Below are 24,148 nucleotides of genomic sequence, written 5' to 3'. Positions count from 1 at the left end.
CACCAGCCTAATGGCGGCCCTACCCCGGGGGCGAACCCGGAGGGCCGACCCCGCCCGAGCCTGCCGAGTAAAACGCGGGCTGGGTGCACGAGCACCCGGCGCGCGCCTTCCGGCGCGCGGGATTCAGGACTGGTGGTCGGGACCTCGCTGATGATCATCACCATCGGATCCTTGAGCCGATGTCGCAGGGCCGCGAATTTCCACGCCTCGGCGCCCCTTGCTGGATCACAGCGTCCAGGAAGCGAGGTCGCAGCCGCCGCGAATGTTCGTTTGATGTAGCCGCACACCGGGAGACGGTGCCATGTTCGGGCGTCGCGCCCGCCGGCGTCACGATGCGGTCAAGAAGCCAACCACGAAAAAGGCGCTCAGGAGCACATCAAAACCACTCCGACAAACGATCCTGCGACCAAGCATTGCCGACAGTATGTCAAAATGCCGATTTTGCAGCTGTCGAAGATTGTACCTTTGCCTTCGCGCGCGCTTCAGCGATGGAGCGTTGCAGTCTGGCCATCCCGATTTCCCCTGGGATCACTTCGTCGCCGATCACCAAGGCCGGTGTGCCGTCGATATACAAATCTTTGGCGAGTGCGAAATTGCGTGTGATGGCATCTGTGATGGCCTGGTCTTGCATGTCCCGCTTCAGTTGCTCGAGATCGAGGCCCACACGCTCTGCAACGGTCAAGGTGCTGCGCTCGTTGATGGAGCCGGGGAAAGCCATGAGGGCGAGGTGGAACGCCTCGTACTTCCCCTGTTTGTGCGAGGCGAGCGCTGCGCGCGCTGCGAATCTGGAACCTGGCCCCAGGATTGGGAAGTCCTTGAACACAAGCTTCACATTGGGATCATCCCTGAGGGCTTGAATGAGGTGGAGGGCTGCCGCCCGGCAATAGCCGCAGTTGTAGTCGAAGAACGAGACAACAGCGATATCGCCCAAGGGATTGCCCGCGATTGGCGAGGCTGGGTCGTTGAGGAGGGCGTCGCGCCGCTGCGGAATGCGTATGCGCAAGTCAGCCGCTATCTGGCGCTGGTCTTCCATACGCTGCAGGTACTCGGCCGCATCCTGACGATGTTTCAACACTCCCAGCGCGAACACCAAGAGAGCGATCGCCGCGACAAGCGCGGCATTCAATCGGGACATGGGTGGCTCCATCAAACATAAACGGCAGGACAGGACGCCCGCAGCGCCGGCTCCCGCCGTGTGGCCGCGCTTCTCCCGTCGCCGCGCTCCGGTCAAGCGCCGCACCCCGGTGCCGCAAATAGCGTGCCAGTGGGGGCAGGAACGCAGGTGATCGCTGCGCTGCGAAAAGGCGGGCTAGGACATTGGCGCGATCGCCGTTTGGCTTACGCAGCGGACACGAACACCGCGTGGCCACGCGCGACGGCTTTGGTCCGGCGCACCATGAAACGGCGGAACATGCGAAGGATTTGCGACACAAAGTCGGGAACCATTCATGCCCATTCGGAGATTTGTTGGCGCTTCTGTCTCGGCACTTTGTAGAAAATAGTTTTGTGAGGTTTCACACGCGCGTGGTCACAAAGCCGGAGCGACAGCTAAGCCCCTCCAGTACGCGCTCGCTTTGCAAGCGCCTGGTTGGTCTCCGCCTGGAGCATCGCGCGGTTACGCCGGCAGCGCTGTCGCATCCGCGTGAGTCCGTCAGCCGAAGATCCGATGGGTGCTGCACCCACGGGCAAGTAGGAGCTAGACGGCCCTCCTGTTGCCCCAGAGCAGAACATGCAGCTGCGGCAACACGCGAGCTTCGAACCACCCGTCTCGCGTCACCTTTTCGATCAGCCACTCCATGCGTCTCATGATTCCGTCAAGGTCGACAGGTGCGTCTTCATCGCCAAGGCGCGGTGGCGTGTGATTGCCAGGTTGCAGATAGACCGGGAGACGTGGAAATCGCGCGGCAGCGTCTTTGGCGAACACATAGTCACCGTCGTCGAAAACAACGAGCTTGAGCACGACTTGCGGCTTCTCCCGCGCCGCTTCGATGCACGCCTCCACGGCGGCCCAGTCGGGCCGCATTTCGCTCGACGGAGGCTTTGGGCTGAGGACCAGCACATCAAGCTCGGCAAACCAGTCCTTGACCACCGAAGCTTGGGTTTCCAGCGCAAAGCGGTAGCCTTCACCATGGCCTCGCTCGATCAGGCCACCGAAGGGCTGAATGGCCGGATTGCCGCCCGACAGCGACACCATCACTGGCCGGCCACCGGAAAGCGCAACCACGCTTTGCCACACCGCATCCACCGGCATCATCTGCCATTCATGGCGGAACTGGTTGTCCACCGCATGGAGGCTGTCGCACCAGGAACAGCGGTAGTCACAGCCGCCGGTTCTGATGAAGACGGTCGGCAAACCGATGAGCACGCCCTCGCCCTGGATCGTCGGCCCAAATATCTCGCTGACTCGGATCGCGGGGCGCGTGTCCGTCACGGTCGGTACTCCGCCCAGGTTTTCGGGGTTTCGCTCACCCTCACGGCCGCGGTTTCCGGCAGCCGTGCCTTGCACCATTCATAGAAATGCCTGGCCAAGTATTCCGCCGTGACCTGCTCATGTGCCAACGCGTCGTTGAGGTGCCGGTGGTCCAAGCTCTCGTCGATATAGCGTTTGAGCGGCGCCAGATCGTGATAGTCGCGCACGAAGCCGTGCGCGTTCAGCTCCTCGGCCGAGAGCTCCACTTCGACGATGTAGTTATGCCCGTGCAGGCGCGCGCACTGATGTTCGGGGGGCAAGGAGGTGAGCTGATGCGAAGCCGAGAAGTGGAATTCCTTGGTGATGCGGAACATCAGGCGCTCCGCCTCCGCAGCGCCTCAAGCCAGAAATCGGTGTCCTCATACTCGGTCGGATCGGCGTGCTGCGCGAGATGAAACGCCTCGCGTCGCTCGACGCAGGTCCCGCACCGTCCGCAGTGACGCTCGCCGCCCTTGTAGCAGGACCAGGTCTGCGCAAATGGGGTTCCGTATCCTGCTCCATCGCCGACGATGTCCGCCTTTGTGAGGTTCACATAGGGCGTGTAAAGGCGGATCTGCGCGTCGCCGTCGAGCGCTCGGTCCTGCATCGTCTGGAAAGCTTCGATGAAGGCGGGACGGCAGTCTGGATAGATGAAATGGTCCCCGCCATGAGCGGCCATCGCCACCGCTTCCGCCTTATGCGCGGCGGCAAGACCAAACGCGATTGCCAGCATGATGGCGTTCCTGTTCGGCACCACCGTGATCTTCATGGTGTCTTCTGCGTAGTGGCCGTCGGGCACGTCGACACTGTCGGTCAGCGCCGAGCCGCGAAGGCCGCGGCCGATTTGGCGGATGTCGATGATCTGATGCGCAACGTTCAGTCGCTCCGCGCACAGAGCGGCGAATCTCAATTCTTTCCTGTGCCGCTGGCCGTAGTCGAAGGACAGGAGCCCGGTGAGTTCGTACTCCGACGCCACTTTGTGGGCAAGGGAAACAGAGTCCAATCCGCCGGAGCAGATGACGAGAGTCTTCATCATGGTATCCTTGTTTTGACCGGGTAAGGCTGCGACCGGAGATTTCTCTGCGCTCCCCCTACCCCAGCCAGCCAACTTTGTGAACCCTGCGGGAGTCTGATGCGCTGGCGCCCGGGATGCGGCAGGGTCGCTGAGCCTCGTTGGTGGATGTTCACCCCGGGCACATGCTCAGGAGCCCAAATGCGACGCGTCCTCGCGACATGGCTGGGCAAGAAGCCGCCGACTTCATGGCTGCAGAGGCCACGTGCTTTGCTTTGCAAGGCGAAGCGGAAGGGAGTGGACGCGAGTGCACAGGTCCAGGTTTAGCGACGGTGGGCGCTTCAGCATCAAATCCGAACCGGACATCGCGGTCGGCCGTTGGTTGGGCGGCAGAACCCGCCAAAGATTGGTTGTCAGCCGACATCTGTGAACAAGCCGTCTGCGTCGTTGCAATCACCCCTCCGTTGCGCGCTATTGCCGCCATGGCCTCGGATGAACTGGATTGGGCGATTTTCCAGATGGCAGTCGAAAGCGTCCGCTCCCTCTCGCTGAGCTTCAACGAAAGAGCCGCGGAGATAGCGGCGAGGAGCCAGGGTACCTTGGTTTTCGACGTGCGGGTGTACGGTGACGCGCAGGTGCAGAGGGTCGCAGCCGTCCGGTATCAAGGCGAACGGACTGGCGTGCTGGCGTTGGACAGACAAGGCCTTGTTACCCACTATTGCATGGTGAACAGCACGTTCTCAGATCTGATGGCGCCGTTGGAGAACTGGACCAGCATGCCCCTGGCAATGCAGGCCAAGATCGATGTTACCGTCCATGCCAGTCTCTTCCTCGGCGCCTTACGAAATGCCTGTATGCTTGGCGGTTAGCATGTCCGGATGTGTGATTTTGCATTCCGCCCGACCGCGGCCTGCCAGCGGCCGTCTACCGAGGCTCTCCAGGCGCGGATGTATCACGACGCGACCATTTGCTGCTCGTCTCGTGATATCCTGGCGCTCGGGTCCGTGGCGCAAACGCCGGATTCCAATATGCTGGGACACGCAACGCCCGATCAATTAATTGCAAGGAGACCTGCTCCCCGGCAGCCGACGGGCAAACGAATCTTCCGCTGATCAGGCAGCATCCAATATGTCCGGCTCCGCCTCAAGAATTCCGCTGGGTAGGGACAGCGATTTCGCGATCCGATCGCGATACCCCTGTTGTGCCTCCGACCGGGGGAATGGTCAGTCGCCGATATCCGATTCGCCTGGGATAGCCATTATCGCAAAGGGCAGCACCCGACCCATATTAGCCGGCTGACTCCTTGGGGTCGGCACTTCGTGGGAAAGTTCGTTCCTCTTGAACAGTGCCGTCAAGTTTTTTGATACGGACGGAGCGGCCGCCTCTCCCAACAGCTGATTCCAGCACACCACCTTTGGTGGCCTCTTCCTTGGTGTCAAATCTGCGGGTTGCTCTGTCCGCACCTTCTTGGCGCAAGACCCAGTCGTCCTTCTTCTTGTCGTGGATGAGCTCAAATTTCGGAAGTTTTGCCATGACTGCCTCCTGTTGCCATTCGACTATTCGCCAATTGAGCCAAAATCAATTAGCCCAACGCCGCAACATCGCAAAGCCTCGAAAAGCCAGCTTTGAAGCAGAGCCTTTGCCACCCGCACATTTGAAGACTATGCTTGCCTTATCGGCAGCGATTTGCATCGGACACGGCCGACTGTAAGAGGGTACTCGCTCTTGCCCGTACGGGAGAGCGCCATGCCCCAATCCCTTCTTCGCAACCAGCTTTTGAAAGCGCTATCCTCGGAGGATTTCGCACTTTTGCAGCCATCGCTGCATCAGGTTGAACTGGCCATCAAAAGCCAGTTGGAGGTCGCATATCACCCGATCGCGAGTGTGTATTTTCCGGAGACGGGTATCGCTTCGGTGGTCGCCACAATGACTGGCGGGCGCAAAAGTGAGGTCGGCCTCGTCGGCTACGACGGCATGACCGGCATTGCGGTTATACTCGGCCAGGACAGGTCTCCCAATGAGACCTATATCCAAGTCGCCGGCCAAGGCTGGATCCTGTCGGTCAATAGCCTTCGCGCCGCGATCGCGACAAGCCTGACCCTTCGCGAGTCACTGCTGCGCTATGCCCATGCGTTCCTTGTCCAGTCGTCCCGGACGGCACTGGTTAACGGCCACTCGAAAATCGAGGAACGGCTGGCCCGCTGGTTGCTGATGGTCCACGATCGCGGTGACGGAGACAAGATTTACCTGACGCATGAATTTCTGGCGACCATGCTTGGCGCTCGTCGCCCCGGCGTCACGACCGCCCTCCAAATGCTCGAATACAGGGGACTGGTCCGCGCCACGCGGGGTGAAATCACGATTGTCGATCGCGCCGGAATGATAAGGCTCACGCATGGCGCTTATGGCGAGGAGGAGCAACGCCATTTCGGCTTGGCTTCCGCGTGATTGTCTGGAATCAGACAAAGCCTTGCAAGGTCCGGAACTCCGGCCCTAAATCCCCTTGGTCAGGGTTTCAGGGAGGAAATTCTCGATGACCAACGCTTTTCACTCGGTCACAGTTGAACGAGCAGCCGAAGCCTATGTCCTTTCCAGGGGCAAGGCCCGGTTCCTCTCCATCGCACAGGCAATCCGCGCCATCCGAACACTCATGCCCGCATGCAAGGCGACCGACCGCGAACTGGAGGAGTTGCTGGCGGCGGCATCGATCATTCACGGTGTCCGCGTCGCCTTCGACGCAAGAACGGCGGAAGCCGCAGAACCGCGGCTCCATTCGTAGCGACGATGCCGGCGCCTGCGCAGTCCCACAGCTTATCGGACGTCGCCAAGCGATCGTCCGCCATCTAATCGACAACGTCGGCACCCCGTGCATTTCGATGTCCGAGGTTCGTCACGCCGTGAGACGAATGTTTCCGCCTTGCGACCTCACGGATTGGGAACTTGACGATCTCATTGCGCGAAGTGCAATCGACGCGGGATTTGCGATCGAATTCGACGCCGCGGCACCGTAAGCCCGAAGGCCGAGTTGCCGGGAAGCCCGTGGGTTGTGCCGAGCCAAATCAGGTATATGTTTGCCGAACGGCTTGAGGACTTCGGTGTGGGAAATCGGCAGCGTTGTTGAAGGATGGCAGGTATTAGCTGAGGACGAGGCGATAGAAGCCGCGACCAAGAGGCATGGTAAGGAGCCTACAACCTCGGTGGCCTATTGCGCCTTCGAAGCGTCTGGCAATGACAAACGTCGAATACCGATTCTGGTTTAATCTGTTTCTGAAACTTTCAAAATGGGATCACGTCGGGTGGGCTTAGCCCGCAAGCGGCGGACTACGAGGCATATTACCGCAAACGGGCAATTGCACGAATGGTGATGACTGAGGGCAAATATCCGGGAGAGCTCGCCTCCCCGCAGCAGATGTATGAACTGGCGGAAGAGTATCGCAAAGCGGCAGCCCTGCTCGCCCCGCTTGGCCGATCAGGTAAGCCGCTTAGCCGAGCGCCGTTTAGACTGTCAGCCATCCACGCGATCGAACTCTATCTGACCGCGCTTTTGCTCCATCGTGGGCACGAACCCAATCAAATCCGCAAGATGCATCACGACTTGGCGGCTCGGGCGAAGCACACTGTCGAAGCAGGACTGCGTCTTCGCGCAAAAACCGCCAATCATCTTCAGTCCCTCAGCCAGAACCGGGAATATCTGATCATCCGCTACGGCCCGGAACTGGCCGCAACCGCCTCCCAGATCAACCGGCTCACCGCCACCCTCGAAGAGGTGGCGGCAACCTCGTCGCGCGGCATCGGCAGCTTGTCGATAAGGTCACTAGCCAGCCTAAGGTCGCTGCATCGCAGCCCTAATCTTAGTGGCGGATCCGTACTTACTCGGCGACGATTGCCAAGCTTTCGCTTTCAACCTTTTGCGACTTTCGCAGCACTGCGGGAAGCCAGCCTTGCCGTCCAGTTCCGTCTCGGCGTGCAAGCGCCTTCAGGTTCCGGAGCGTGTTCTACAGCTTTCGCCGTGGCATCGGCATCCCGCATGACGTCGGCGATGTGGGCTTTCGACAGGCGTGCGAGGAAGGCTCCCTCTGGTGTCCACCAGAGCGCATGTCCAGTCCCACCGCTTCCGCCAGCAGGTTGGAATTTGCGATGCCTTCCCTGCCGGTTTCAGGGGGGGGGGGGCGACCACGGCGTTGGTTCGCGGCAATCACCATCGCCGCCCGCGGGCAGAGGAGTGGTCAGGTCGAGCATCCTCAAGCACTATGCCGACAGGCCGAGAACCGGCTGCCACAATACAGGTCCGTTCAAACGCCCCCTCCAGCGGACGCGCATGAGGCTGGCGTGGGAAACCTCGAGAGAACCGGCGACCGCCTCCGTGTTGCCGACCGCCTTCGGCTGCCCTATGCGCGCCAACGGCCAGGTTGCGAGACGCAGGATCCGCTCCATGCGCGTATCCGTCACTGTCACAATCCGATCGAGTTCGTTGGCCAAGCCGAATTCGATCATGCCTGCGAAGAGCTCGTAGGTTGCTTGGGCCAGCCCGCCAGCCTTGGGTGTTGATGCAGGCAGATCCAGTGCGAAACGACTGCTCTCCCAAACGCGGGTACTCGCTGGCGCTGCGGTCTCACCCAGCAGCATCGGAAAGGTGTCGCGCAACATTGTCGGCCCCGTTGTCGGCAAAAAACGGACGCAACCGCAAATGCGCCAGTCGGATCCTTTGAGAAGGAGATAGACGGGGTTGAGGCTGTCATATGCGTCTGTCTCCATTTCCTCTGCGGTCTGAACATCCCATTCCAGCCTTTCCTTGAAAACCCGATGCCTCAGTCCGTACATTTCCTTGAGCTCGCTTGAAAACTCGTCGTAGAGCTCAGGTGTGATTAGCTGCATCATTTGTCGCCTCCGTGCGGGATGTGTTCCCGCCATCGAAGACCAAAGCCGGCACTGATGCAGCCTGTAGACCTTTACAGGTATCCGAGGAAAGGAATCAGGATCTCGACTGACGGGAAGCAGCCAGCCGTGCTACAGCTTGGTTGATGGTTCTCACACCAAGTTTTGCCTTGGCGTTTTCCAGATGGAAGGTCACGGTGCGTTTGGAGACGTTGAGAATCTGGCTGATATCCCAAGCCGACTTGCCGTCCGCCGCCCATTTCAAGCATTCGAATTCCCGCGGGGTCAGGCTTACGCCATCCACCGCGAAATCTTCTGGGAGCCTGCGCCGGGCATATATGTGAAAGCTGATCGCGACGAGCTGCAATGCTTTTTCGTAGCGTGTCAGTGACCGCAAGAGAGGCGGACGGGACTGGTCGGATGCGAAGGTCAGCGCAGCAAAGCGGCCGCGATGGTCGTGCATCGACATGGTCAATCCGCCCCGAATGCAGAGCTGCTTCTTCCAGAATTTCTTGCTGTGAAGCCGCGAGATGTTGCCGAGGCCGATCCACACCCCAGTCGAATGTGTCCCAGCCTTGAAGCCCACGCAGGATGACCGGATCATGGCTGTGATAGCGCAATTGGATATAACGAGATGTCCAGGATGAAGGATAATTTGAAATCAAGCGCGGCTTCTGGCAGGAGGCCGACGGGCAACTGAAATAGGCGAAGAGCGGAAAGTCGAATGCGGCCGCGGCAGAGGCCATTGCCTCACACAGATCGACAGCATCGACGCTTTCGGAGAGTTGCTCGAGGAAATCTTCAAACACGCGATGCATCTGCGCTTTGCATAACCTCCGTGCCGTTGCTCGATCGCAGGCGGAGACCTTGGTTTAAATGCTTGGCGATCGAGGCAACGTGTGCGAGCTCGTCAGTTTAATCGCCGGCATTGCTCTGCTATTTTGGTTGATGAGGCTGTTTTGTGTGGCGACTCAGCGCCGCGAGCGTCTAATTTGTTGCACCAATCGGTGACATTCATGTTGTCGATCAGCCGTATGTCGCCGAGCCATGCCGCGACGAGCAAGCGTGCTGGTCGGTCAAGGCTCGTCAGCGGTTGCAGATCCGCCTCGCCGCGAAGTTCCAGATATTCGACTTCGCGATAGCCTGCAGCCAGAATTGCTGCGCGCGCTTCGGCTAGAGTGGGCAGGACAGGAGAGCCGCGCGCAAGCCGGTCCGCCACCCCGAGCAAGACCGCTACCAACTTTGGGGCAATGGCGCGCTGTGCTGGCGAGAGCCGAAGATTGCGCGAGGATAGTGCAAGACCATCGGCTTCGCGGACGGTCGGACAGGCCAGGACGGTGATTGGAATGTCCAGGTCCCGAACCACGCGCCTCACCAGCTGAAGCTGTTGAAAGTCTTTTTCGCCAAAACAGGCCAAGTCAGCGCCGGACTGCAGGAAGAGCTTGGCAACGACCGTCGCCACGCCATCGAAATGGCCCGGCCGGAAGCCGCCGCACAGGCCCTCGCTGATGCCGGACATCGAAACGGTCGTGGCGAAGCCTGGCGGATACATCTCCTCAGCATCCGGCACATAGAGCAAATGCGCGCCCAGCGGCGCGAGCTTTGCAGCATCTTCGTTTTCCGTGCGAGGATAGGCAGCGAGGTCGGCAGCACTGTTGAATTGCTTGGGGTTGACGAACAGCGTCACCACGACCCGATCGGCCTTCTGAAGCGCCGCACGCACGAGACTCAGATGGCCTTCATGAAAGGCCCCCATGGTCGGCACAAGGGCGATACTGGCGCCTGAGCGACGCCATCGCGCGGCAACAGCGCGGAGCTCGGCAACGGTTCGAACGATCGGCGCGCTCATATGACGTCTCCGGTCTTCGGGTCGTTGGTGTAGAGATGTTCCGCCGCCGGAAAGCACCGTCTCCTCACGTCAGCGGCATAAGCTGCAATCGCTGCATCGGCCTGTTCGCCTAGTTCGGCGTAGCGCTTGACGAATTTCGGCCGGAAGGAGCTGAAAAGCCCGAGCATATCGTCGCTCACCAGAATCTGGCCGTCGCAGGCGAGTGAGGCGCCGATGCCTATGGTTGGGACGGCGATCTCCGCAGTGATGCGCTTTGCGAGGGGCTCGGGCACTTTCTCCAGCACCACGCAGAAGGCGCCGGCCTCCGTAACCGCACTGGCATCGCGTCTGATGCGCTCGGCATCGTCTCCCCGCCCTTGGACGCGGTAGCCACCGAAAGTATTGACCGCCTGCGGCGTTAGACCGACATGGGCCATGACAGGGACGCCGCGGGCGCCAAGGAAGCGAATGGTCTCGGCCATTTTCTCACCGCCTTCGAGCTTCACAGCTGCACAACCTGTCTGCGCCATTAGGCGCGCAGCGTTGCGGAAGGCCTGCTCGGGGCTCTCTTCATAGGAACCGAATGGCAGGTCTACAACCATTAACGACCGTACCAGACCGCGGCGCACCGCCTGACCGTGCATGATCATCATGTCGAGAGTGACGCCCAGGGTCGACGAGAGGCCGTGCAGTACCATGCCGACGCTGTCGCCAACGAGAACGATGTCGCAGTGGGGATCAACCAATCTGGCGATCGGCGTCGTATAGGCCGTCAGGCAGACGAGTGGAGTCTGGCCTTTCCGCATTCGAACATCCGGCGGTGTCATCGCCTTTGTCTCACCAGTTGCGCTCACCCGACGCATCCTTCCCTAGCGTTACCCGCCGCGGGTGTCGCGTTTGGCATACTTTTGTGCGAGTGCGAAGAGCTAAAAAAGACGTCCAGCTGTGCGGTGTTGACGTTCGTGCAGCAACGCTTAAATTCAATCGATTCAATCACCCTGCATTTGGGGCCGACTCATTATCGCGAACATGGACCATCAGGCAAAAGGAACTAGAAAAGGCCGAGCTGCGGTCAAGGCCGACGAAGCAAAAGTGGACCTGATCGCCGTTGTCGTCGCCGTAAACGACAGTGAACCCTGCCTTCTCACCATCGGGAATGCGGACACGCTTCCGTCCGGACCATATGCGCTAGAGCATCGATCGCTGCAATCCGGTCTGAGGGGCTGGGTGGAGCAACAGACCGGCCACCCGCTGGGGTACATCGAGCAGCTCTACACCTTCGCCGATCGGGACCGCATAGGGGCCGAGCGCCAGGAACGCGCCATCTCAATCAGCTATCTGGCACTCACTCGGAAGGACCAGGCAACGGGCTCCACCAACTGTGGGTGGCGGAGTTGGTACGAGTATTTTCCCTGGGAGGACCATCGCTCCGGCACGCCCGTGGTGCTCGAGATTTTACGACCACGCCTGATCGAGTGGGCTGACGGCGCCAGCGATGCGACCACGCGACGCGAACGCCGGCAGCGCGCCGCGATTGCCTTCGCTTTCGACGACCGCAATTGGAACGAGGAACTCACGCTCCAACGCTATGAGTTGCTCTATGAATCTGCCCTGATCGAAGAGGCTGGTGGCGGACGGGACGTCGCACCTGCGGCGGTATCTGGCAAGGCAATGATCGCCGACCATCGACGAATCCTGGCGACCGGCATTGCGCGGCTCCGTTCTAAGATCAAGTACCGGCCGGTGGTGTTCGAGCTCATGAGGCCATCGTTCACGCTGCTTCAGCTGCAGCGGACCGTGGAGGCGCTCGCCGGGAGGCTCATCAACAAGCCGAACTTCCGAAGACTTGTCGAGCAGCAAGAGCTGGTCGAGGAAACTGGCGAGACCTCCCTCGAGACGGGCGGGCGGCCGGCAAAGCTCTATCGGTTCCGCCATGCCGTTCTCGACGACAGGGCTGTGGCCGGGACAAAATTGCCGCTCGCGCGGGCTTGACATACTTATAGTCAAGGTAGACATATTCCCCTTATTGTCAGATCGAATATAATCGGAGGCGCTGATGAATGGGGCGTTACCTACGGCTGCGTCCCTGTACGAGCGCGTCCGGCGGGTGATCCCGCCGGTCGAATGGCCGGCCTTCACCAGCGACATTGAAGCCATCCTGGCGCTGAAGCGCGATCGCAATGCGGTCATCCTTGCGCACAATTACCAAACGCCGGAAATCTTCCACTGCGTGGCCGATATTGTCGGCGACAGCCTCGCACTGGCCCGCAAGGCGGCTACGGTCGAGGCGCAAATCATCGTGGTTGCCGGCGTGCATTTCATGGCCGAGACGGCCAAGCTGCTCAATCCGAACAAGATCGTCCTCCTCCCGGATCTCGGCGCCGGTTGCTCGCTGGCCGATTCGATCACGGCACAAGACGTGCGACTGATGCGGCAGCGCTATCCGGGGGTCCCGGTTGTCACCTACGTCAACACTTCGGCGGCTGTAAAAGCGGAGTCGGACATCTGCTGCACCTCGGGCAACGCCAGGGCGGTTGTGGAATCGCTCGGCGTGCCGCGTGTGATCATGGTGCCCGATGAGTATCTGGCGAAAAACGTGGCGGCGCAGACGGAGGTCGAGATCATCGCCTGGAAGGGCCACTGCGAAGTGCATGAGCGATTCACGTCGGCCGACATCCGGGAACTGCGCGATGCGCATCCAGGGGTCATCGTGCTCGCCCATCCCGAATGCCCGCCACAGATTGTGGCAGAGGCGGAATTCTCCGGCTCGACCGCGGCCATGTTGGAATATGTCGAGCGGGAGAAACCGCCGCGCGTCGTCCTGCTAACGGAATGTTCGATGAGCGACAATGTCGCGGTCGCGCATCCCGAGGTCGAGTTCATCCGCCCCTGCAATCTGTGTCCGCACATGAAGCGCATCACGCTGGCTAATATTCGCGTCGCACTCGAGGAGAACCGGCATGAGGTTCGGATCGATCCCGAGATTGCAGGGCGCGCGCGCCGCTCAGTCGAGCGTATGCTTTCCATATGAGCCTCGACGTTCATGACATCGGCGGTGCGCCGGTCATCATCGGCGCCGGTGTGGCAGGCCTGATGACGGCGCTTCATCTGGCGCCGGAACCGGTTGTGCTTCTGTCCAATGCGGGGCTGGGAACCGGCGCCAGCAGCGAACTCGCCCAAGGCGGTCTTGCGGCAAGTGTCGGCGGCGAGGACAGTCCCGAACTTCATCTTTGTGACACCCTCGCAGCCGGCGACGGCCTCTGCGACGTGACGACGGTGCGGCGAACGGTCCAAGCTGCACCCGAAGCGATCAGGACTCTAGAACGCTTCGGTGTGGCATTCGACCGACGCGCTGACGGCGCGTTGCGGCTCGGGCTTGAAGCGGCGCACTCGCAGCGGCGGATCGTGCATGCGGCGGGCGATGCCACGGGTCGCGAGCTGGTCCGCGCGCTGATCGCCGCGGCACGGCGCACAGCCTCCATCACTATCCTGGAGAACGTGGAGGCTCGCCGGCTTATCGTTGAAGACGGGGCGATCATCGCCGTGGTCGCGGCTGGGTGCACGGGCGCAATCGCCTTGCCAACGCGCCGCGCGGTTCTGGCGACCGGCGGCATCGGCGGCTTGTTTACCGATACGACAAACCCGCCTGGCTCATGTGGACAGGGACTCGCCCTCGCCGCCTGTGCCGGGGCGGAGTTCGCAGACCTGGAATTCGTGCAGTTCCACCCGACCGCCCTCGAGGGTCCGCGGCGGCCGATGCCGCTGGTGAGCGAAGCGGTGCGTGGCGAGGGTGCTGTGCTCGTCGACGAGCAAGGAGAGCGTTTCCTCGCTGAAACCTCAGGGGGCGAGCTTGCGCCTCGCGACGTGGTTGCGCGCGCGGTTTGGCACCAGCTCGCTGTCGGGCGCCGTGTGTTCCTGGACGCAAGGCAATGTCTGGGCCTCAGATTTGACAAGCGCTTTCCGGCAATCGCCGATTTGTGCCGCCAGGCCGGCATCGATCCCGCGACCGACCTGATCCCGGTGCGTCCGGCGGCACATTATCACATGGGCGGTGTTGCTGTAGACGCTGCCGGCCGCAGCTCCGTCGAGGGATTGTGGGCATGTGGCGAGGTCGCATGCACCGGTCTGCACGGCGCGAACCGACTTGCCAGCAACTCGCTTATCGAAGCGGTGGTCACAGCGGCCTGGGTTGCTGAAAGCGTCGCCGACGTATCACACACCCGGCGACAGCGCGTGTGTTCCGCATTCGTGCCTCAACGGCCAGACGCCTCCGGCATCCGCCCAGTCGTCTCCGCCGCGCTCGGCATCATCCGCAATGGCGAGACGCTACGCGACGGCGTCGCGGCCCTGTTGCCGATTGCTGCTCACGACAGTGCCGCCTCCGACCCCGCCTTGGTCGCGCTGATGATCGCCATTGCGGCCCTGCGGCGCGAAGAGAGCCGCGGCTCGCACTGTCGTTCCGATTTCCCCGGACGCGATGCGCATGCGCGCCAGTCACGGCTGACACTGCGCAGCGCAATACAGACCGCCATCGGACTCAGCTGGCGGGCACCGATACGGAGCACCCTAACATGAATTCGTTCTCACCCCTCCCCTCAACCCTGATCGAGCCGATCGTGCGCGGTGCTCTGCTCGAAGACCTGGGCAGATGCGGCGATCTGACCAGCGACGCCGTGATCCCGCGTGATCGCACGGCCACGTTGGTGCTCAAATCGCGACAGACGGGGATCGTTGCCGGGCTCGATCTGGCCGCTTTCGCCTTCATGCTCGTCGAACCTGCGATCGATATGCAAATCTGGCGCGCTGACGGCAGCGATGTCGCGGGGGGCGAGACTATCGCCATGCTGTGCGGACCGGCGCGAGGCCTGCTCACGGCCGAGCGCACGGCGCTCAATTTTCTGTGCCGTCTGAGCGGCATTGCCACGGCCACGGCGGCGATGGTCGAAGCCGTGCGTGGCCACAAGGCGAGGATCGTGTGCACGCGAAAGACGACGCCCGGCCTGCGGGCTCTGGAGAAATATGCGGTACGCGTCGGCGGCGGCGCCAATCACCGCTTCGGGCTCGACGACGCCGTGCTGATCAAGGACAACCACATCGCGATCGCCGGCGACATTCGCACGGCAATAGAGCGGGCGCGCGCCGCCGCAGGGCACATGGTGAAGATCGAGGTCGAGGTCGACACTCTTGAGCAACTCGATACAGCGCTCACGCTGGGCGTCGACGCAGTGCTGCTCGACAATATGTCGCTTGAGGACCTTGCCCGCGCCGTGGCAATGGTCGGTGGCCGCGCCATCACCGAGGCTTCCGGCCGGGTGACACCGAAAATGGCTCCGGCGATTGCCGCGACAGGAGTTGACCTCATCTCGGTCGGATGGCTGACACACAGCGCGCCCATTCTCGACATTGGCCTGGACATGCCGTGTCGCGGGAACATCAGCACTCATTTGAACTAAGGGAAACACAATGAGGAGCAACGCGCTCGGGCTGCACGCGCAGACAAGAGGCTCGGAAAAGCAGGTTTCATGCGGCTCACCTTCAATACCCGGTATTCCGATATTGCGCTCACCGACCAGCCCATCGGATGGGGCTCGCCATTTGGACGGACTCGTGAGTGCGCTCGCTGGTCAACAATAGAGGTTTTTGACGATGAGGATGGGAATGAACGAGGAGTGCGACTCGAACTGTGCCACGCAGTCGATGGAGGCAGCACTGCCCCGATGGGACCGCAAAGAGGCCGAGGCTATATACGGCATGCCGTTCAACGATCTGCTCTTCCTGGCCCAGACCATCCATCGCCAGAACTTCGATCGCAACCGGGTGCAGCTGGCGCGGCTGCTCAGCATCAAGACCGGCGGATGCCCGGAGGATTGCGGCTATTGCAGCCAGTCTGCGCATCACGAAACCGGCCTGAAGGCATCGAAGCTGATGGAGGTCAAACATGTCATCGAGGAGGCGACCAAGGCACGAGATGCTGGCGCGACCCGCTATTGCATGGGCGCTGCCTGGCGCAGTCCGAAGGAGCGCGACATGGAGGCAGTGCTCGCCATGATCGAAGGCGTGAAGGCGCTTGGCATGGAGACCTGCATGACGCTCGGCATGCTCGAACTCAGCCAGGCGCAGCGCCTGAAGGCGGCCGGTCTCGACTACTACAACCACAACATCGACACGTCCGAGCGCTATTACGGCACGGTCGTTTCAACCAGGACCTTCGCCGACCGGCTGGAAACGCTTGGGCGCGTGCGCGAGGCTGGGATCAAGGTCTGCTGCGGCGGCATTGTCGGGATGGGAGAGGAAAAGGCCGATCGCATCGATATGCTGGTAACGCTGGCGAACCTGCCCGAGCCGCCGGAAAGCGTGCCGATCAACATGCTGATCCCCATCAAGGGGACGCCGCTTGCCGATGCCGAACCCATCGAGCCGATCGATTTCATCCGCACCATTGCGCTCGCCCGCATCATGATGCCGAAGTCGTATGTCAGGCTCTCCGCCGGCAGGACGGCGATGAGCGACGAGACCCAGGCGCTGTGCTTCTTTGCCGGGGCGAATTCCGTGTTTGTTGGCGACACGCTTCTGACGGCGGACAATCCCGGGGAGGACAAGGATACTCGTTTATTTAGACGTCTCGGCATCGAGCCGATGCAATGCGAGGCGAAATGAACGAGCCACCGCTCGCCCGCTATGAAGCCACCTTGCTGGGGCTGGCCCGCAAGGACCGGCTGCGCACATTGGCGCCGCGGGTCGGGTTGGACTTCTCCTCCAACGACTATCTCGGGTTTGCCGCCTCGAAGAGACTTGGCGATGCAGTCGCGGCCGCAATCGAGCGGGGCACCCTGGTCGGCGCTACCGGATCGCGGCTTCTGCGCGGCAACGCGCCGGAGCATGAGGCATTGGAGGCAGATGCGGCGGCGTTCTTCGGGGCCGAACGGGCGCTGTTCTTCGGCAGCGGCTATGTCGCCAACTTCGCCCTGCTGAGCACCCTTGTGAAAAAAGGCGACCTGCTGATCCTGGATGAACTGGCGCACGCCAGCATGCATGAAGGGGCGCGGGCTGGACGCGCCGCGTTCAGGCTGGTGACGCACAATGACATTGATGCTTTTGAGGACGCGATCCGGTGCTGGCGCGCCGAAGGCGGCATCGGGCGCATCTGGATCGGGGTCGAGAGCCTTTACAGCATGGATGGCGACCGGGCGCCGATCGAGAGCCTGGTCGAGCTTGCCGATCGGCACGAGGCATTCATACTGGTCGACGAGGCACATGCCACCGGGGTCTGGGGATCGGCGGGCCGCGGGCTGGCCCAGGCGTTCGAGGGCCGCGACAACATCATGGCCCTTCATACATGCGGCAAGGCGCTGGGTGCATCCGGCGCGCTCGTCACCGGGCCGGGAGTACTGTGCGACTATATCGTCAATCGCTGCCGGCCGTTTATCTACGCCACCGCGCCATCGCCGCTCATGGCAGCGGCGGCGCGCGAAGCGCTCGCAATGCTGGTCGACGAGCCGATGCGCCGTATTCGGTTGCACGAGCACGTTGCCTTTGCAGGCCGGCAACTGGCCGAGCGTTGCGGAGCCAAGCCCAGCGGTTCGCAAATTCAGCCATTTTTCATTGGGGAGGTGACGCGCACAATGGCGATCGCGGCGGCTCTGCAGGCCCGCGGCTTCGACATACGCGGCATTCGTCCGCCGACCGTGCCGGAGGGTACCTCGCGGCTGCGCATTTCGCTGACGCTCAATGTCGGCAAAGCTGACATTTCGGCCATGGTCGAGACGCTTGCCGAAGTGTTGGCCACGGCATGAGCAAGCGCATCGTGGTCACCGGAACAGATACGGGAATTGGCAAAACGGTTTTTGCCGCGGGGCTCGCAGGCCTGCTTGACGGCTTCTACTGGAAGCCGGTGCAATCGGGTCTCGATGAGGAGACCGACAGTGAGGTGGTCGAACGGCTCGCTGGCCTGCCATCAGGGCGCGTGCTGCCGGAGGCCCACCGCTTGAGGAGCCCGCTGTCGCCGCACCGTTCTGCCGAAATCGACGGTGTCTCGATCGAGGCTGCCGATCTTGCTTTTCCAGTCTTGCCCACACCGCTCGTCATCGAAGGTGCTGGCGGACTGATGGTGCCGATCAACCGACAGACAAGATTCATTGACATCTTCGCTGAATGGCGGCTGCCGGTGATCCTGTGCGCCCGCACCGAGCTCGGCACGATCAACCACACTCTGCTGTCCATCGAAGCCCTGCGGGTTCGCTCCATCCCGCTGATCGGCGTTGCCTTTGTCGGTGAAGAGGCGGCCGATACGCAAAGGACAATCACCGAATTGGGCGCGGTGCGTCAGCTCGGCAGATTGCCACTCCTGGCTCCGCTCACGCGCGAAACTCTGCGAAAGGCGATGATTGCCGGCTTCGACCTCGCTCAGATTGCCGAAGGCGAGTGATGTCGGGGTCGCGCGTGTGGCATCCATTCACCCAGCATGCGATCGAGCCGCCCATGCCGGCCGTTATCCGCACCGAAGGCGCTTGGCTACAGACGAATGACGGAAGGCGTATCCTCGATGCAATCTCCTCCTGGTGGGTGGTCACTCACGGCCACCGCCATCCACGGATCATGGAAGCGATCCGGATTGCGACCGAGATGCTTGACCAGGTGATCTTCGCCGGCCTCACCCATCAGCCGGCAGAGCAATTGGCCTCCGCGCTGATCGAAATGGTACCGCCGGGCCTCGACTGGGTCTTTTACTCCGACAGCGGCTCTACCTGCGTTGAAGTCGCGCTGAAGATGGCGCTCGGCTATTTCCGCAACATCGGCGCGCCGCGCTCGCGCATCGTCGCGATGGAACACGGCTATCATGGCGACACGATTGGCACGATGAGCGTCGGCGCCCGGGGCGTGTTCAATGCCTGCTACGAACCGCTTTTGTTCGAGGTCGACATCATTCCTTTTCCGACCGCGGGGCGCGAGCAGGAAACGCTTGATCGTTTCGAGGTACTGTCTCGTGACCGCGGCGCCGCCGCGCTGATCATCGAACCGCTCGTGCTTGGCGCCGGCGGCATGCTGATGTATCCGGCCTGGATTCTGACCGAATTGAAGAGGATCGCTGAGGCTTCCGGCACGCTCTTGATCGCCGACGAGGTGATGACCGGCTGGGGACGCACTGGAACCATGTTCGCCTGCGAGCAGGCGTCGATCTCTCCGGATATGCTGTGCACCTCGAAGGGCTTGACCGGCGGCTCCGTCCCGCTGGCAGCCACGCTCGCCAGCGATGCCATCTTCCAGGCTCACTATTCCGAAGACCGCAGGAAGACCTTTTTCCACTCGAGCTCCTACACCGCCAATCCGATTGCCTGTGCGGCGGCACTTGCCAATGTCGAGATCTGGCGTGACGAGCCGGTGGCCGAGCGGATCGCCGCCTTGAGCACGAAGCAGGCGGCCGGGCTTCACCGCTTCCGGGACAATCCATATTTCGCCGACAGCCGGGCGACCGGCACGATCGCGGCCCTCGATCTGCGCACCGGCTCAGCCGGTTATCTTGCCGAGATCGGGCCGAAGCTGCGCGCTTTTTTCCTCGAGCGCGGCCTGCTCGTGCGCCCGCTCGGCAATGTCCTTTATCTTCTGCCGCCCTATTGCATCACCGGAGACGAGCTGGACGGGCTCCATGACGCCATCGAGGAGGCCGGCGAACGCTTCGGCTCGCGGTCATGAGCCGGTCGTCGCGCATACTGGGCTTCGGTCATCATGCGCCGGCGCGCAAGGTCGAGAATGCGGAAATCGAAGATGGTCTCGGGCTCGAACCCGGCTGGATCGAGCGGCGCACCGGAATCCGCTCGCGCTTCTGGGCAACGGGCGAAGATACATTATCGGGCCTTGCCGCGCGGGCCGGCGACATGGCGCTGGCAAATGCCGGGGTCGACCGTGACGATATCGGCCTGCTGTTGCTCGCGACGTCTACGCCCGACCACCTTCTGCCGCCCAGTGCACCGCTGGTCGCACATCGGCTCGGATTGGGTCACGCCGGTGCTGTTGACCTGACAGGCGCCTGCGCCGGCTTCATCTATGCCCTGATGTTCGCGGACGGATACACCCGCCTGCATGGCAAAGCGAGCCTGGTCATTGCCGCCAACATCCTCAGCCGCCGCATCAATCCAGCCGAGCGCGCAAGTGCGGTGCTGTTTGCCGATGCCGCGGGCGCCCTGGTGGTTGTCCCGTGCGAAGAGCCGGATCGAGGCATCCTCGGCGCCGCGCTGGCCTCGGACGGCTCGCGCCACGGGCTGATAAAGATTCCCGCCGGAGGAAGCAACACACCGTTCCACGACGGGCTGGAGCTCGAGCAGACCTGGATGACGATCGCCGACGGCCGCGAAGTGTTCGCCAAGGCCGTGGAGATGATGTCTCGCTGCTCGCAGGATGCCCTCTGTGCTGCCCGAATGGGATCGCAAGACATCGACCGGTTCGTGCCACACCAGGCCAATGCGCGGATTTTCGATGCCGTCGGCAGGGTTCTCGGAATAGATGATGAAGCTATCGTCAAGACGATCGCCGACTACGGCAACTCTTCCGCCGCGACCATCCCGCTCTCGCTCTCGCTTTCGCATCGGGCACAGCCGTTTCGGCCCGGTGAAAAGATTCTTCTTGCGGCAGCCGGTGCCGGTCTCAGCGGGGGCGCCCTCATCATAGGAATTTAGCCGCACGGCGGTCATGCACAGGGAGTGGTCAGGGATGGCACGAGCAAACGGGTCTGCCAAAAAACGGTCGCCGGCAAGCTTCACGGGCGCTGGCGCGGTGACGCGAGAGCGATCAAAGTTGCAGGCGATTCTGTCGATCAGCACAATCGGCAATGTTATCTTGCCGCAAGGGTTGTCGGCGCCAGCCTGGGAGAGTGGAGCCGACAGAGCTCATGCACAGCCTCCTCGTTCGACGGGCCATCCTGGTCGATAGGTCGGCCCTCCGGTGCATAGATCAACATTGTAGCGGCAGCAGTGCAGCCGAGAATTTGAATAAGCGGCCCTCTAAGGCATCATCATGCAGTCCGAAAACAATACCCATCTGCCTGCCTCAACAACGCTCGCTCCCTTTCGAAATCCGGTGTTTCGCTCGATCTGGACGGCCACACAAATATCCAGCCTCGGCTGGCTCGTGCAAACGGTCGCCATCAGCTGGCTGATGGCCACGATTTCCGCTTCGGATCTGATGGTTGCACTCGTTCAGGCTGCATCCACCTTGCCGGTATTTCTCCTTTCGATCCTGGCAGGAGCCATTGCCGACAACTTCAGCCGCCGATGGGTGATGTTTGCGGGACACTGCCTGATAGCCTTGGCGTCAACGACGCTGATGATTTCTGTGGGTCTCGGATTTGCCGGCCCCTGGCTAATTCTCGGATTGGGTTTCCTGGCCGGCTGCGGCTTTGCCTTGAATGATCCGGCCTGGCACGCTTCTGTTGGCGATATCCTGCACAAAAGGGATATTCCGGCCGCGGTCACCCTCATGTCCGTCGGATACAACATTGTGCGCAGCCTCGGTCCGGCTTTGGGGGGCGTGGTCTTGGCGTTCTTTGGACCGCTGGCCGCTTTCGCCTTGGCAGCCTTAAGTGATCTGGCGCCGCTAACCGCAATATGGCGTACTCGATGGGATGTTCGCACTTCCCCTCTCCCTCGTGAACGAATGACGATGGCAATTCATGACGGAGTGCGCTTCACGGTGATGTCCCTGGAGATCAGGGCAGCAATTGCTCGTGCGACCCTTTTCGGCCTGGCAAGCATCTCCATCCTTGCATTGCTGCCTCTGCTTGTCCGGGACCAGCTGAAAAGCGGACCCATCATCTACGGCATCTTGCTGGCCGGCTTCGGCATGGGTGCTTTCATCGCGGGCATGAGCAATAGCTATCTGAGGCGGATCACGTCTCAAAACAGGCTGGTTTCCTTCGCCTCCGTCGCTTGTGCAGTATGTTGCCTTTCTCTTGCACTCACATCGTCGGTTCCCGTGGCGGCCGTTTCGCTGGCACTTGGCGGCGCGGGTTGGCTCATCACCTGGACTGGCATCGACGTGTCGGTGCAGCTGGCAAGCCCCAGATGGGTGGTCGGCCGCACATTGTCGATCTACTACGCGTTGAGCGCAGGTGGGATGGCGGCTGGCAGCTGGATCTGGGGTACTGTCGCACAAAACTACTCCTTAGGCTGGGCCTTGGAGGGCGCCGCAGGCGCTCTTTTGCTGGTTGCAGCTGCGGGGATACTGTTTCCGGTCGGTCCATGGGAGGAAACAGATCAGGAAAGTTCGGATTTTCGGCCGCCTGAGCTGGCACTCGACTTAAAGCCCAGAAGTGGCCCCATAGTGGTGAAAGTGGAGTATCGTATATCCGAAGAGAATATCGAGACCTTTCTGGGCTACATGCGCGCAAGGCGGCATGTTCAGAGCCGTGCTGGTGCGCGTAACTGGACACTGCAGCGAAATCTTCAAACGCCTTCGATCTGGACAGAGACATTCCGCACGCCAACCTGGATGGATTTTCTTCGCCTGAATCATCGGCTCACGGCAGCGGATAAGGAAATCGGTGATCATCTCCTGTTACTGCATGATGGGGAGCGTCCGCCTCACACAGTGCTTTCCATCGAACGCACGACTGAGGCAGCTCGTACCCGTTCCGCGACACTCTTTTCTCGCCCTCCCAGGTGACGTGCTCCAAGAGTGATCGCATCGGGCATTGGATTTGCGGGGCCAGTCGAGTTCGAGGAGCGCGAAAGCCGCAGGCAATACACGAGGTATGCGGCCGGCGCTCTCTCAAGAATTGCCCCGCGTGTGGGGCCGGGGAACTGCGCTCTCTGGGCGATCCGCAAGGCGGCAGAAGCGCATTGGTCTTGAGGGCTGGTGGTCGCCGGCTTTCGCCCTTCGGCGGGCGGTTCAGCCAGTTGTGCAGCCCGGATAGCGGGCAAGAGGGTCCCGCTCGCTGCATGGCAGCCAGAAACGGGGCTGTCGAGACCAAGCGTTTTGAATTGCACCTGGCGAAGCGCACGCATGGCCCTCGAGCTTTCGGCGCCGGAGACGGCGGGTGAAGGGCGGCCCCGGGACGAGAACGCGTTCAGTGTCATTGCTGCGCAATTTGGGCGGCTTGCCTTTCGCGATGTTCGAACGCGTCGGTGAGCTATCGAGTTCTTGGTGGGTCATCCCAAGCGCCCGCCCCTCCTCTCGCCATGTGGCGACCACCCTCTCGAGTCTGCGAGCTTTTGGGCAAACGTTCGGCGTCGAGGAGCAGGCCTTGTTCGTTCCGCTGGGCGTCGACGATCTTAGTCAGAGCCTCTTCAAAGCCCAGAACCAAAAAGGTCATGGCGTAAGCACCCATAGCCACCGTGGGGTCTCCTTTTTCGATCTTCAAATAGGTGCTCTTTGCGATGCCCAGTCGTTCCGCCATCATCATCACAGTCAGGCTGCATTTTTTGCGGGCGAGCGCAATGTCGGGTCCAGACTCTGGGAGGCAATGTGTCGGTCACTGTCGAGCGCATCTTTGTCTCATAAAAACGGCCTTAACTCATTTTAGGTCGTTTACATAAGCCCGAAGCCGGAATGCGTCGGTATTGGCAAAGGCTGTCGGCATCGGGCGAAAGTGTCAGATTCCAAACATACGAATTTGTCCCAAACTCTGATTCTCGTGCTCAGCCTGCGCCGACAAGAGAGCGCCACGAGCAGCAGCGGCCAATTTAAATTATCGCGAAGCCGGCTCGTCGGAATGGCACGTCGCTTGCTGCTCCGCATGGAACGCACCCTGCTAGCCCACTAACAGCGGAGATGATTATGGCGATTGATTCACAAGGGTTGCCCCTCCCGTGTGCCCGAAGAGTTTGGCCGAACAGCCGTGTGGAAGCGGGGCGGTAGGCGTTGTGACGTCTATTTAAGCCGGACGCTGGTCGATCCTCACCTTCGTCGGCAGAAGGCAACCCAGCACAGCGTTTCTTCCGGGTGTCGCACATTGTCGAAGCAGTACGTCCTCGCGCCAGACAAGACGTCGATT

22 protein-coding genes and 1 pseudogene are annotated in these 24,148 nt (G+C 61.5%); 13 read left to right on the top strand and 10 right to left on the bottom strand.

Translation table 11 applies throughout. From position 1 onward, the window contains the following. Positions 1-427: 427 nt before the first annotated feature. The 4 genes from AC0L2U_RS33625 to queC all read right to left on the bottom strand — a co-directional run bounded on the left by AC0L2U_RS33625 (position 428) and on the right by queC (position 3,482). Complete coding sequence (locus AC0L2U_RS33625; RefSeq protein WP_473603550.1) at positions 428-1,135, bottom strand: DsbA family protein; 708 nt, start codon at positions 1,133-1,135, stop codon at positions 428-430. A 561-nt stretch (positions 1,136-1,696) separates the two neighbouring features. Continuing rightward, the gene (gene queE / locus AC0L2U_RS33620) at positions 1,697-2,431 is read right to left on the bottom strand and encodes a 7-carboxy-7-deazaguanine synthase QueE (protein ID WP_473603554.1); all 735 of its coding nucleotides are present in this window, start codon (positions 2,429-2,431) and stop codon (positions 1,697-1,699) included. Continuing rightward, on the bottom strand, positions 2,428-2,784 hold the full coding sequence (gene queD, locus AC0L2U_RS33615; protein WP_473564430.1) for a 6-carboxytetrahydropterin synthase QueD: 357 nt from the start codon (positions 2,782-2,784) through the stop codon (positions 2,428-2,430). The genes queE and queD overlap by 4 nt, the downstream gene beginning before the upstream one ends. Continuing rightward, a complete protein-coding gene (gene queC / locus AC0L2U_RS33610) occupies positions 2,784-3,482 on the bottom strand; it encodes a 7-cyano-7-deazaguanine synthase QueC (RefSeq protein ID WP_473603549.1) in 699 nt (232 codons plus the stop codon). Before queC ends, queD begins: the two co-directional genes overlap by 1 nt. Before the next feature lie 461 nt (positions 3,483-3,943). Here queC and AC0L2U_RS33605 point away from each other — a divergent pair, with 461 nt between their 5' ends. After that, positions 3,944-4,330, top strand: a complete 387-nt coding sequence (locus AC0L2U_RS33605) for a hypothetical protein (RefSeq protein ID WP_473603552.1) — start codon at positions 3,944-3,946, stop codon at positions 4,328-4,330. A 418-nt stretch (positions 4,331-4,748) separates the two neighbouring features. Here the strand turns inward: AC0L2U_RS33605 and AC0L2U_RS33600 are convergent, their stop codons facing one another. Then, positions 4,749-4,994, bottom strand: coding sequence for a DUF2188 domain-containing protein (locus tag AC0L2U_RS33600; RefSeq protein WP_473603548.1), 246 nt, complete (start codon positions 4,992-4,994; stop codon positions 4,749-4,751). A gap of 213 nt (positions 4,995-5,207) precedes the next feature. On the opposite strand from AC0L2U_RS33600, the gene AC0L2U_RS33595 reads away from it, so the two are divergent. Continuing rightward, positions 5,208-5,909, top strand: a complete 702-nt coding sequence (locus AC0L2U_RS33595; RefSeq protein ID WP_473603547.1) for a Crp/Fnr family transcriptional regulator — start codon at positions 5,208-5,210, stop codon at positions 5,907-5,909. An 85-nt stretch (positions 5,910-5,994) separates the two neighbouring features. After that, the gene (locus AC0L2U_RS33590; protein WP_473543560.1) at positions 5,995-6,240 is read left to right on the top strand and encodes a hypothetical protein; all 246 of its coding nucleotides are present in this window, start codon (positions 5,995-5,997) and stop codon (positions 6,238-6,240) included. 1,469 nt (positions 6,241-7,709) lie between these two features. Here AC0L2U_RS33590 and AC0L2U_RS33585 read toward each other — a convergent pair. The 4 genes and pseudogenes from AC0L2U_RS33585 to panB all read right to left on the bottom strand — a co-directional run bounded on the left by AC0L2U_RS33585 (position 7,710) and on the right by panB (position 11,018). Next, positions 7,710-8,339: an acyl-homoserine-lactone synthase gene (locus tag AC0L2U_RS33585; RefSeq protein ID WP_473603546.1), complete on the bottom strand. Its 630-nt coding sequence runs from the start codon at positions 8,337-8,339 to the stop codon at positions 7,710-7,712. A 94-nt stretch (positions 8,340-8,433) separates the two neighbouring features. Continuing rightward, a pseudogene (locus tag AC0L2U_RS33580) lies at positions 8,434-9,154 on the bottom strand (helix-turn-helix transcriptional regulator). Positions 9,155-9,246: 92 nt separating this feature from the next. Next, positions 9,247-10,185, bottom strand: coding sequence for a pantoate--beta-alanine ligase (gene panC, locus AC0L2U_RS33575; protein WP_473603545.1), 939 nt, complete (start codon positions 10,183-10,185; stop codon positions 9,247-9,249). Further along, positions 10,182-11,018: a 3-methyl-2-oxobutanoate hydroxymethyltransferase gene (gene panB, locus AC0L2U_RS33570; protein ID WP_473603551.1), complete on the bottom strand. Its 837-nt coding sequence runs from the start codon at positions 11,016-11,018 to the stop codon at positions 10,182-10,184. Before panB ends, panC begins: the two co-directional genes overlap by 4 nt. Before the next feature lie 175 nt (positions 11,019-11,193). Between panB and AC0L2U_RS33565 the strand changes: the two genes are divergently transcribed. From AC0L2U_RS33565 to AC0L2U_RS33520, 10 genes are all read left to right on the top strand, one after another. After that, on the top strand, positions 11,194-12,156 hold the full coding sequence (locus AC0L2U_RS33565; protein ID WP_473603544.1) for an NUDIX hydrolase: 963 nt from the start codon (positions 11,194-11,196) through the stop codon (positions 12,154-12,156). A gap of 64 nt (positions 12,157-12,220) precedes the next feature. Further along, positions 12,221-13,195, top strand: a complete 975-nt coding sequence (nadA, locus tag AC0L2U_RS33560) for a quinolinate synthase NadA (RefSeq protein ID WP_473603543.1) — start codon at positions 12,221-12,223, stop codon at positions 13,193-13,195. After that, complete coding sequence (locus tag AC0L2U_RS33555) at positions 13,192-14,739, top strand: L-aspartate oxidase (protein ID WP_473564864.1); 1,548 nt, start codon at positions 13,192-13,194, stop codon at positions 14,737-14,739. Before nadA ends, AC0L2U_RS33555 begins: the two co-directional genes overlap by 4 nt. After that, positions 14,736-15,617: a carboxylating nicotinate-nucleotide diphosphorylase gene (gene nadC / locus AC0L2U_RS33550; protein ID WP_473564863.1), complete on the top strand. Its 882-nt coding sequence runs from the start codon at positions 14,736-14,738 to the stop codon at positions 15,615-15,617. Before AC0L2U_RS33555 ends, nadC begins: the two co-directional genes overlap by 4 nt. 244 nt (positions 15,618-15,861) lie before the next feature. Further along, entirely contained in the window at positions 15,862-16,821 is a 960-nt protein-coding gene (bioB, locus tag AC0L2U_RS33545; RefSeq protein ID WP_473564887.1) for a biotin synthase BioB, read from the top strand. Then, positions 16,818-17,957: an 8-amino-7-oxononanoate synthase gene (locus AC0L2U_RS33540; RefSeq protein ID WP_473603542.1), complete on the top strand. Its 1,140-nt coding sequence runs from the start codon at positions 16,818-16,820 to the stop codon at positions 17,955-17,957. The genes bioB and AC0L2U_RS33540 overlap by 4 nt, the downstream gene beginning before the upstream one ends. Then, a complete protein-coding gene (gene bioD, locus AC0L2U_RS33535) occupies positions 17,954-18,589 on the top strand; it encodes a dethiobiotin synthase (protein ID WP_473564861.1) in 636 nt (211 codons plus the stop codon). The genes AC0L2U_RS33540 and bioD overlap by 4 nt, the downstream gene beginning before the upstream one ends. Continuing rightward, on the top strand, positions 18,589-19,854 hold the full coding sequence (locus AC0L2U_RS33530) for an adenosylmethionine--8-amino-7-oxononanoate transaminase (RefSeq protein WP_473603541.1): 1,266 nt from the start codon (positions 18,589-18,591) through the stop codon (positions 19,852-19,854). The genes bioD and AC0L2U_RS33530 overlap by 1 nt, the downstream gene beginning before the upstream one ends. Next, positions 19,851-20,834, top strand: a complete 984-nt coding sequence (locus tag AC0L2U_RS33525) for a beta-ketoacyl-ACP synthase III (RefSeq protein ID WP_473603540.1) — start codon at positions 19,851-19,853, stop codon at positions 20,832-20,834. The genes AC0L2U_RS33530 and AC0L2U_RS33525 overlap by 4 nt, the downstream gene beginning before the upstream one ends. 337 nt (positions 20,835-21,171) lie before the next feature. Then, on the top strand, positions 21,172-22,818 hold the full coding sequence (locus AC0L2U_RS33520) for an MFS transporter (RefSeq protein WP_473564858.1): 1,647 nt from the start codon (positions 21,172-21,174) through the stop codon (positions 22,816-22,818). A 466-nt stretch (positions 22,819-23,284) separates the two neighbouring features. Here AC0L2U_RS33520 and AC0L2U_RS33515 read toward each other — a convergent pair whose 3' ends face one another. After that, positions 23,285-23,557, bottom strand: coding sequence for a hypothetical protein (locus AC0L2U_RS33515; RefSeq protein WP_473603539.1), 273 nt, complete (start codon positions 23,555-23,557; stop codon positions 23,285-23,287). Positions 23,558-24,148: the final 591 nt, after the last annotated feature.

The organism is Mesorhizobium sp. WSM4808, assembly GCF_055811675.1.
The sequence above is the reverse complement of the archived record's forward strand: the minus strand, read 5'-3'. Positions and strand labels throughout refer to the sequence as shown.

What these genes read in the sequence shown, in the direction of transcription:
- AC0L2U_RS33625 (WP_473603550.1), bottom strand. Translation starts at nt 1,135, where the DNA reads ATGTCCCGATTGAATGCCGCGCTTGTCGCGGCGATCGCTCTCTTGGTG.
- queD (WP_473564430.1), bottom strand. Translation starts at nt 2,784, where the DNA reads ATGTTCCGCATCACCAAGGAATTCCACTTCTCGGCTTCGCATCAGCTC.
- queC (WP_473603549.1), bottom strand. Translation starts at nt 3,482, where the DNA reads ATGAAGACTCTCGTCATCTGCTCCGGCGGATTGGACTCTGTTTCCCTT.
- AC0L2U_RS33605 (WP_473603552.1), top strand. Translation starts at nt 3,944, where the DNA reads ATGGCCTCGGATGAACTGGATTGGGCGATTTTCCAGATGGCAGTCGAA.
- AC0L2U_RS33600 (WP_473603548.1), bottom strand. Translation starts at nt 4,994, where the DNA reads ATGGCAAAACTTCCGAAATTTGAGCTCATCCACGACAAGAAGAAGGAC.
- AC0L2U_RS33595 (WP_473603547.1), top strand. Translation starts at nt 5,208, where the DNA reads ATGCCCCAATCCCTTCTTCGCAACCAGCTTTTGAAAGCGCTATCCTCG.
- AC0L2U_RS33590 (WP_473543560.1), top strand. Translation starts at nt 5,995, where the DNA reads ATGACCAACGCTTTTCACTCGGTCACAGTTGAACGAGCAGCCGAAGCC.
- AC0L2U_RS33585 (WP_473603546.1), bottom strand. Translation starts at nt 8,339, where the DNA reads ATGATGCAGCTAATCACACCTGAGCTCTACGACGAGTTTTCAAGCGAG.
- panC (WP_473603545.1), bottom strand. Translation starts at nt 10,185, where the DNA reads ATGAGCGCGCCGATCGTTCGAACCGTTGCCGAGCTCCGCGCTGTTGCC.
- AC0L2U_RS33565 (WP_473603544.1), top strand. Translation starts at nt 11,194, where the DNA reads ATGGACCATCAGGCAAAAGGAACTAGAAAAGGCCGAGCTGCGGTCAAG.
- nadA (WP_473603543.1), top strand. Translation starts at nt 12,221, where the DNA reads ATGAATGGGGCGTTACCTACGGCTGCGTCCCTGTACGAGCGCGTCCGG.
- AC0L2U_RS33555 (WP_473564864.1), top strand. Translation starts at nt 13,192, where the DNA reads ATGAGCCTCGACGTTCATGACATCGGCGGTGCGCCGGTCATCATCGGC.
- nadC (WP_473564863.1), top strand. Translation starts at nt 14,736, where the DNA reads ATGAATTCGTTCTCACCCCTCCCCTCAACCCTGATCGAGCCGATCGTG.
- bioB (WP_473564887.1), top strand. Translation starts at nt 15,862, where the DNA reads ATGGAGGCAGCACTGCCCCGATGGGACCGCAAAGAGGCCGAGGCTATA.
- AC0L2U_RS33540 (WP_473603542.1), top strand. Translation starts at nt 16,818, where the DNA reads ATGAACGAGCCACCGCTCGCCCGCTATGAAGCCACCTTGCTGGGGCTG.
- bioD (WP_473564861.1), top strand. Translation starts at nt 17,954, where the DNA reads ATGAGCAAGCGCATCGTGGTCACCGGAACAGATACGGGAATTGGCAAA.
- AC0L2U_RS33530 (WP_473603541.1), top strand. Translation starts at nt 18,589, where the DNA reads ATGTCGGGGTCGCGCGTGTGGCATCCATTCACCCAGCATGCGATCGAG.
- AC0L2U_RS33525 (WP_473603540.1), top strand. Translation starts at nt 19,851, where the DNA reads ATGAGCCGGTCGTCGCGCATACTGGGCTTCGGTCATCATGCGCCGGCG.
- AC0L2U_RS33520 (WP_473564858.1), top strand. Translation starts at nt 21,172, where the DNA reads ATGCAGTCCGAAAACAATACCCATCTGCCTGCCTCAACAACGCTCGCT.
- AC0L2U_RS33515 (WP_473603539.1), bottom strand. Translation starts at nt 23,557, where the DNA reads ATGATGATGGCGGAACGACTGGGCATCGCAAAGAGCACCTATTTGAAG.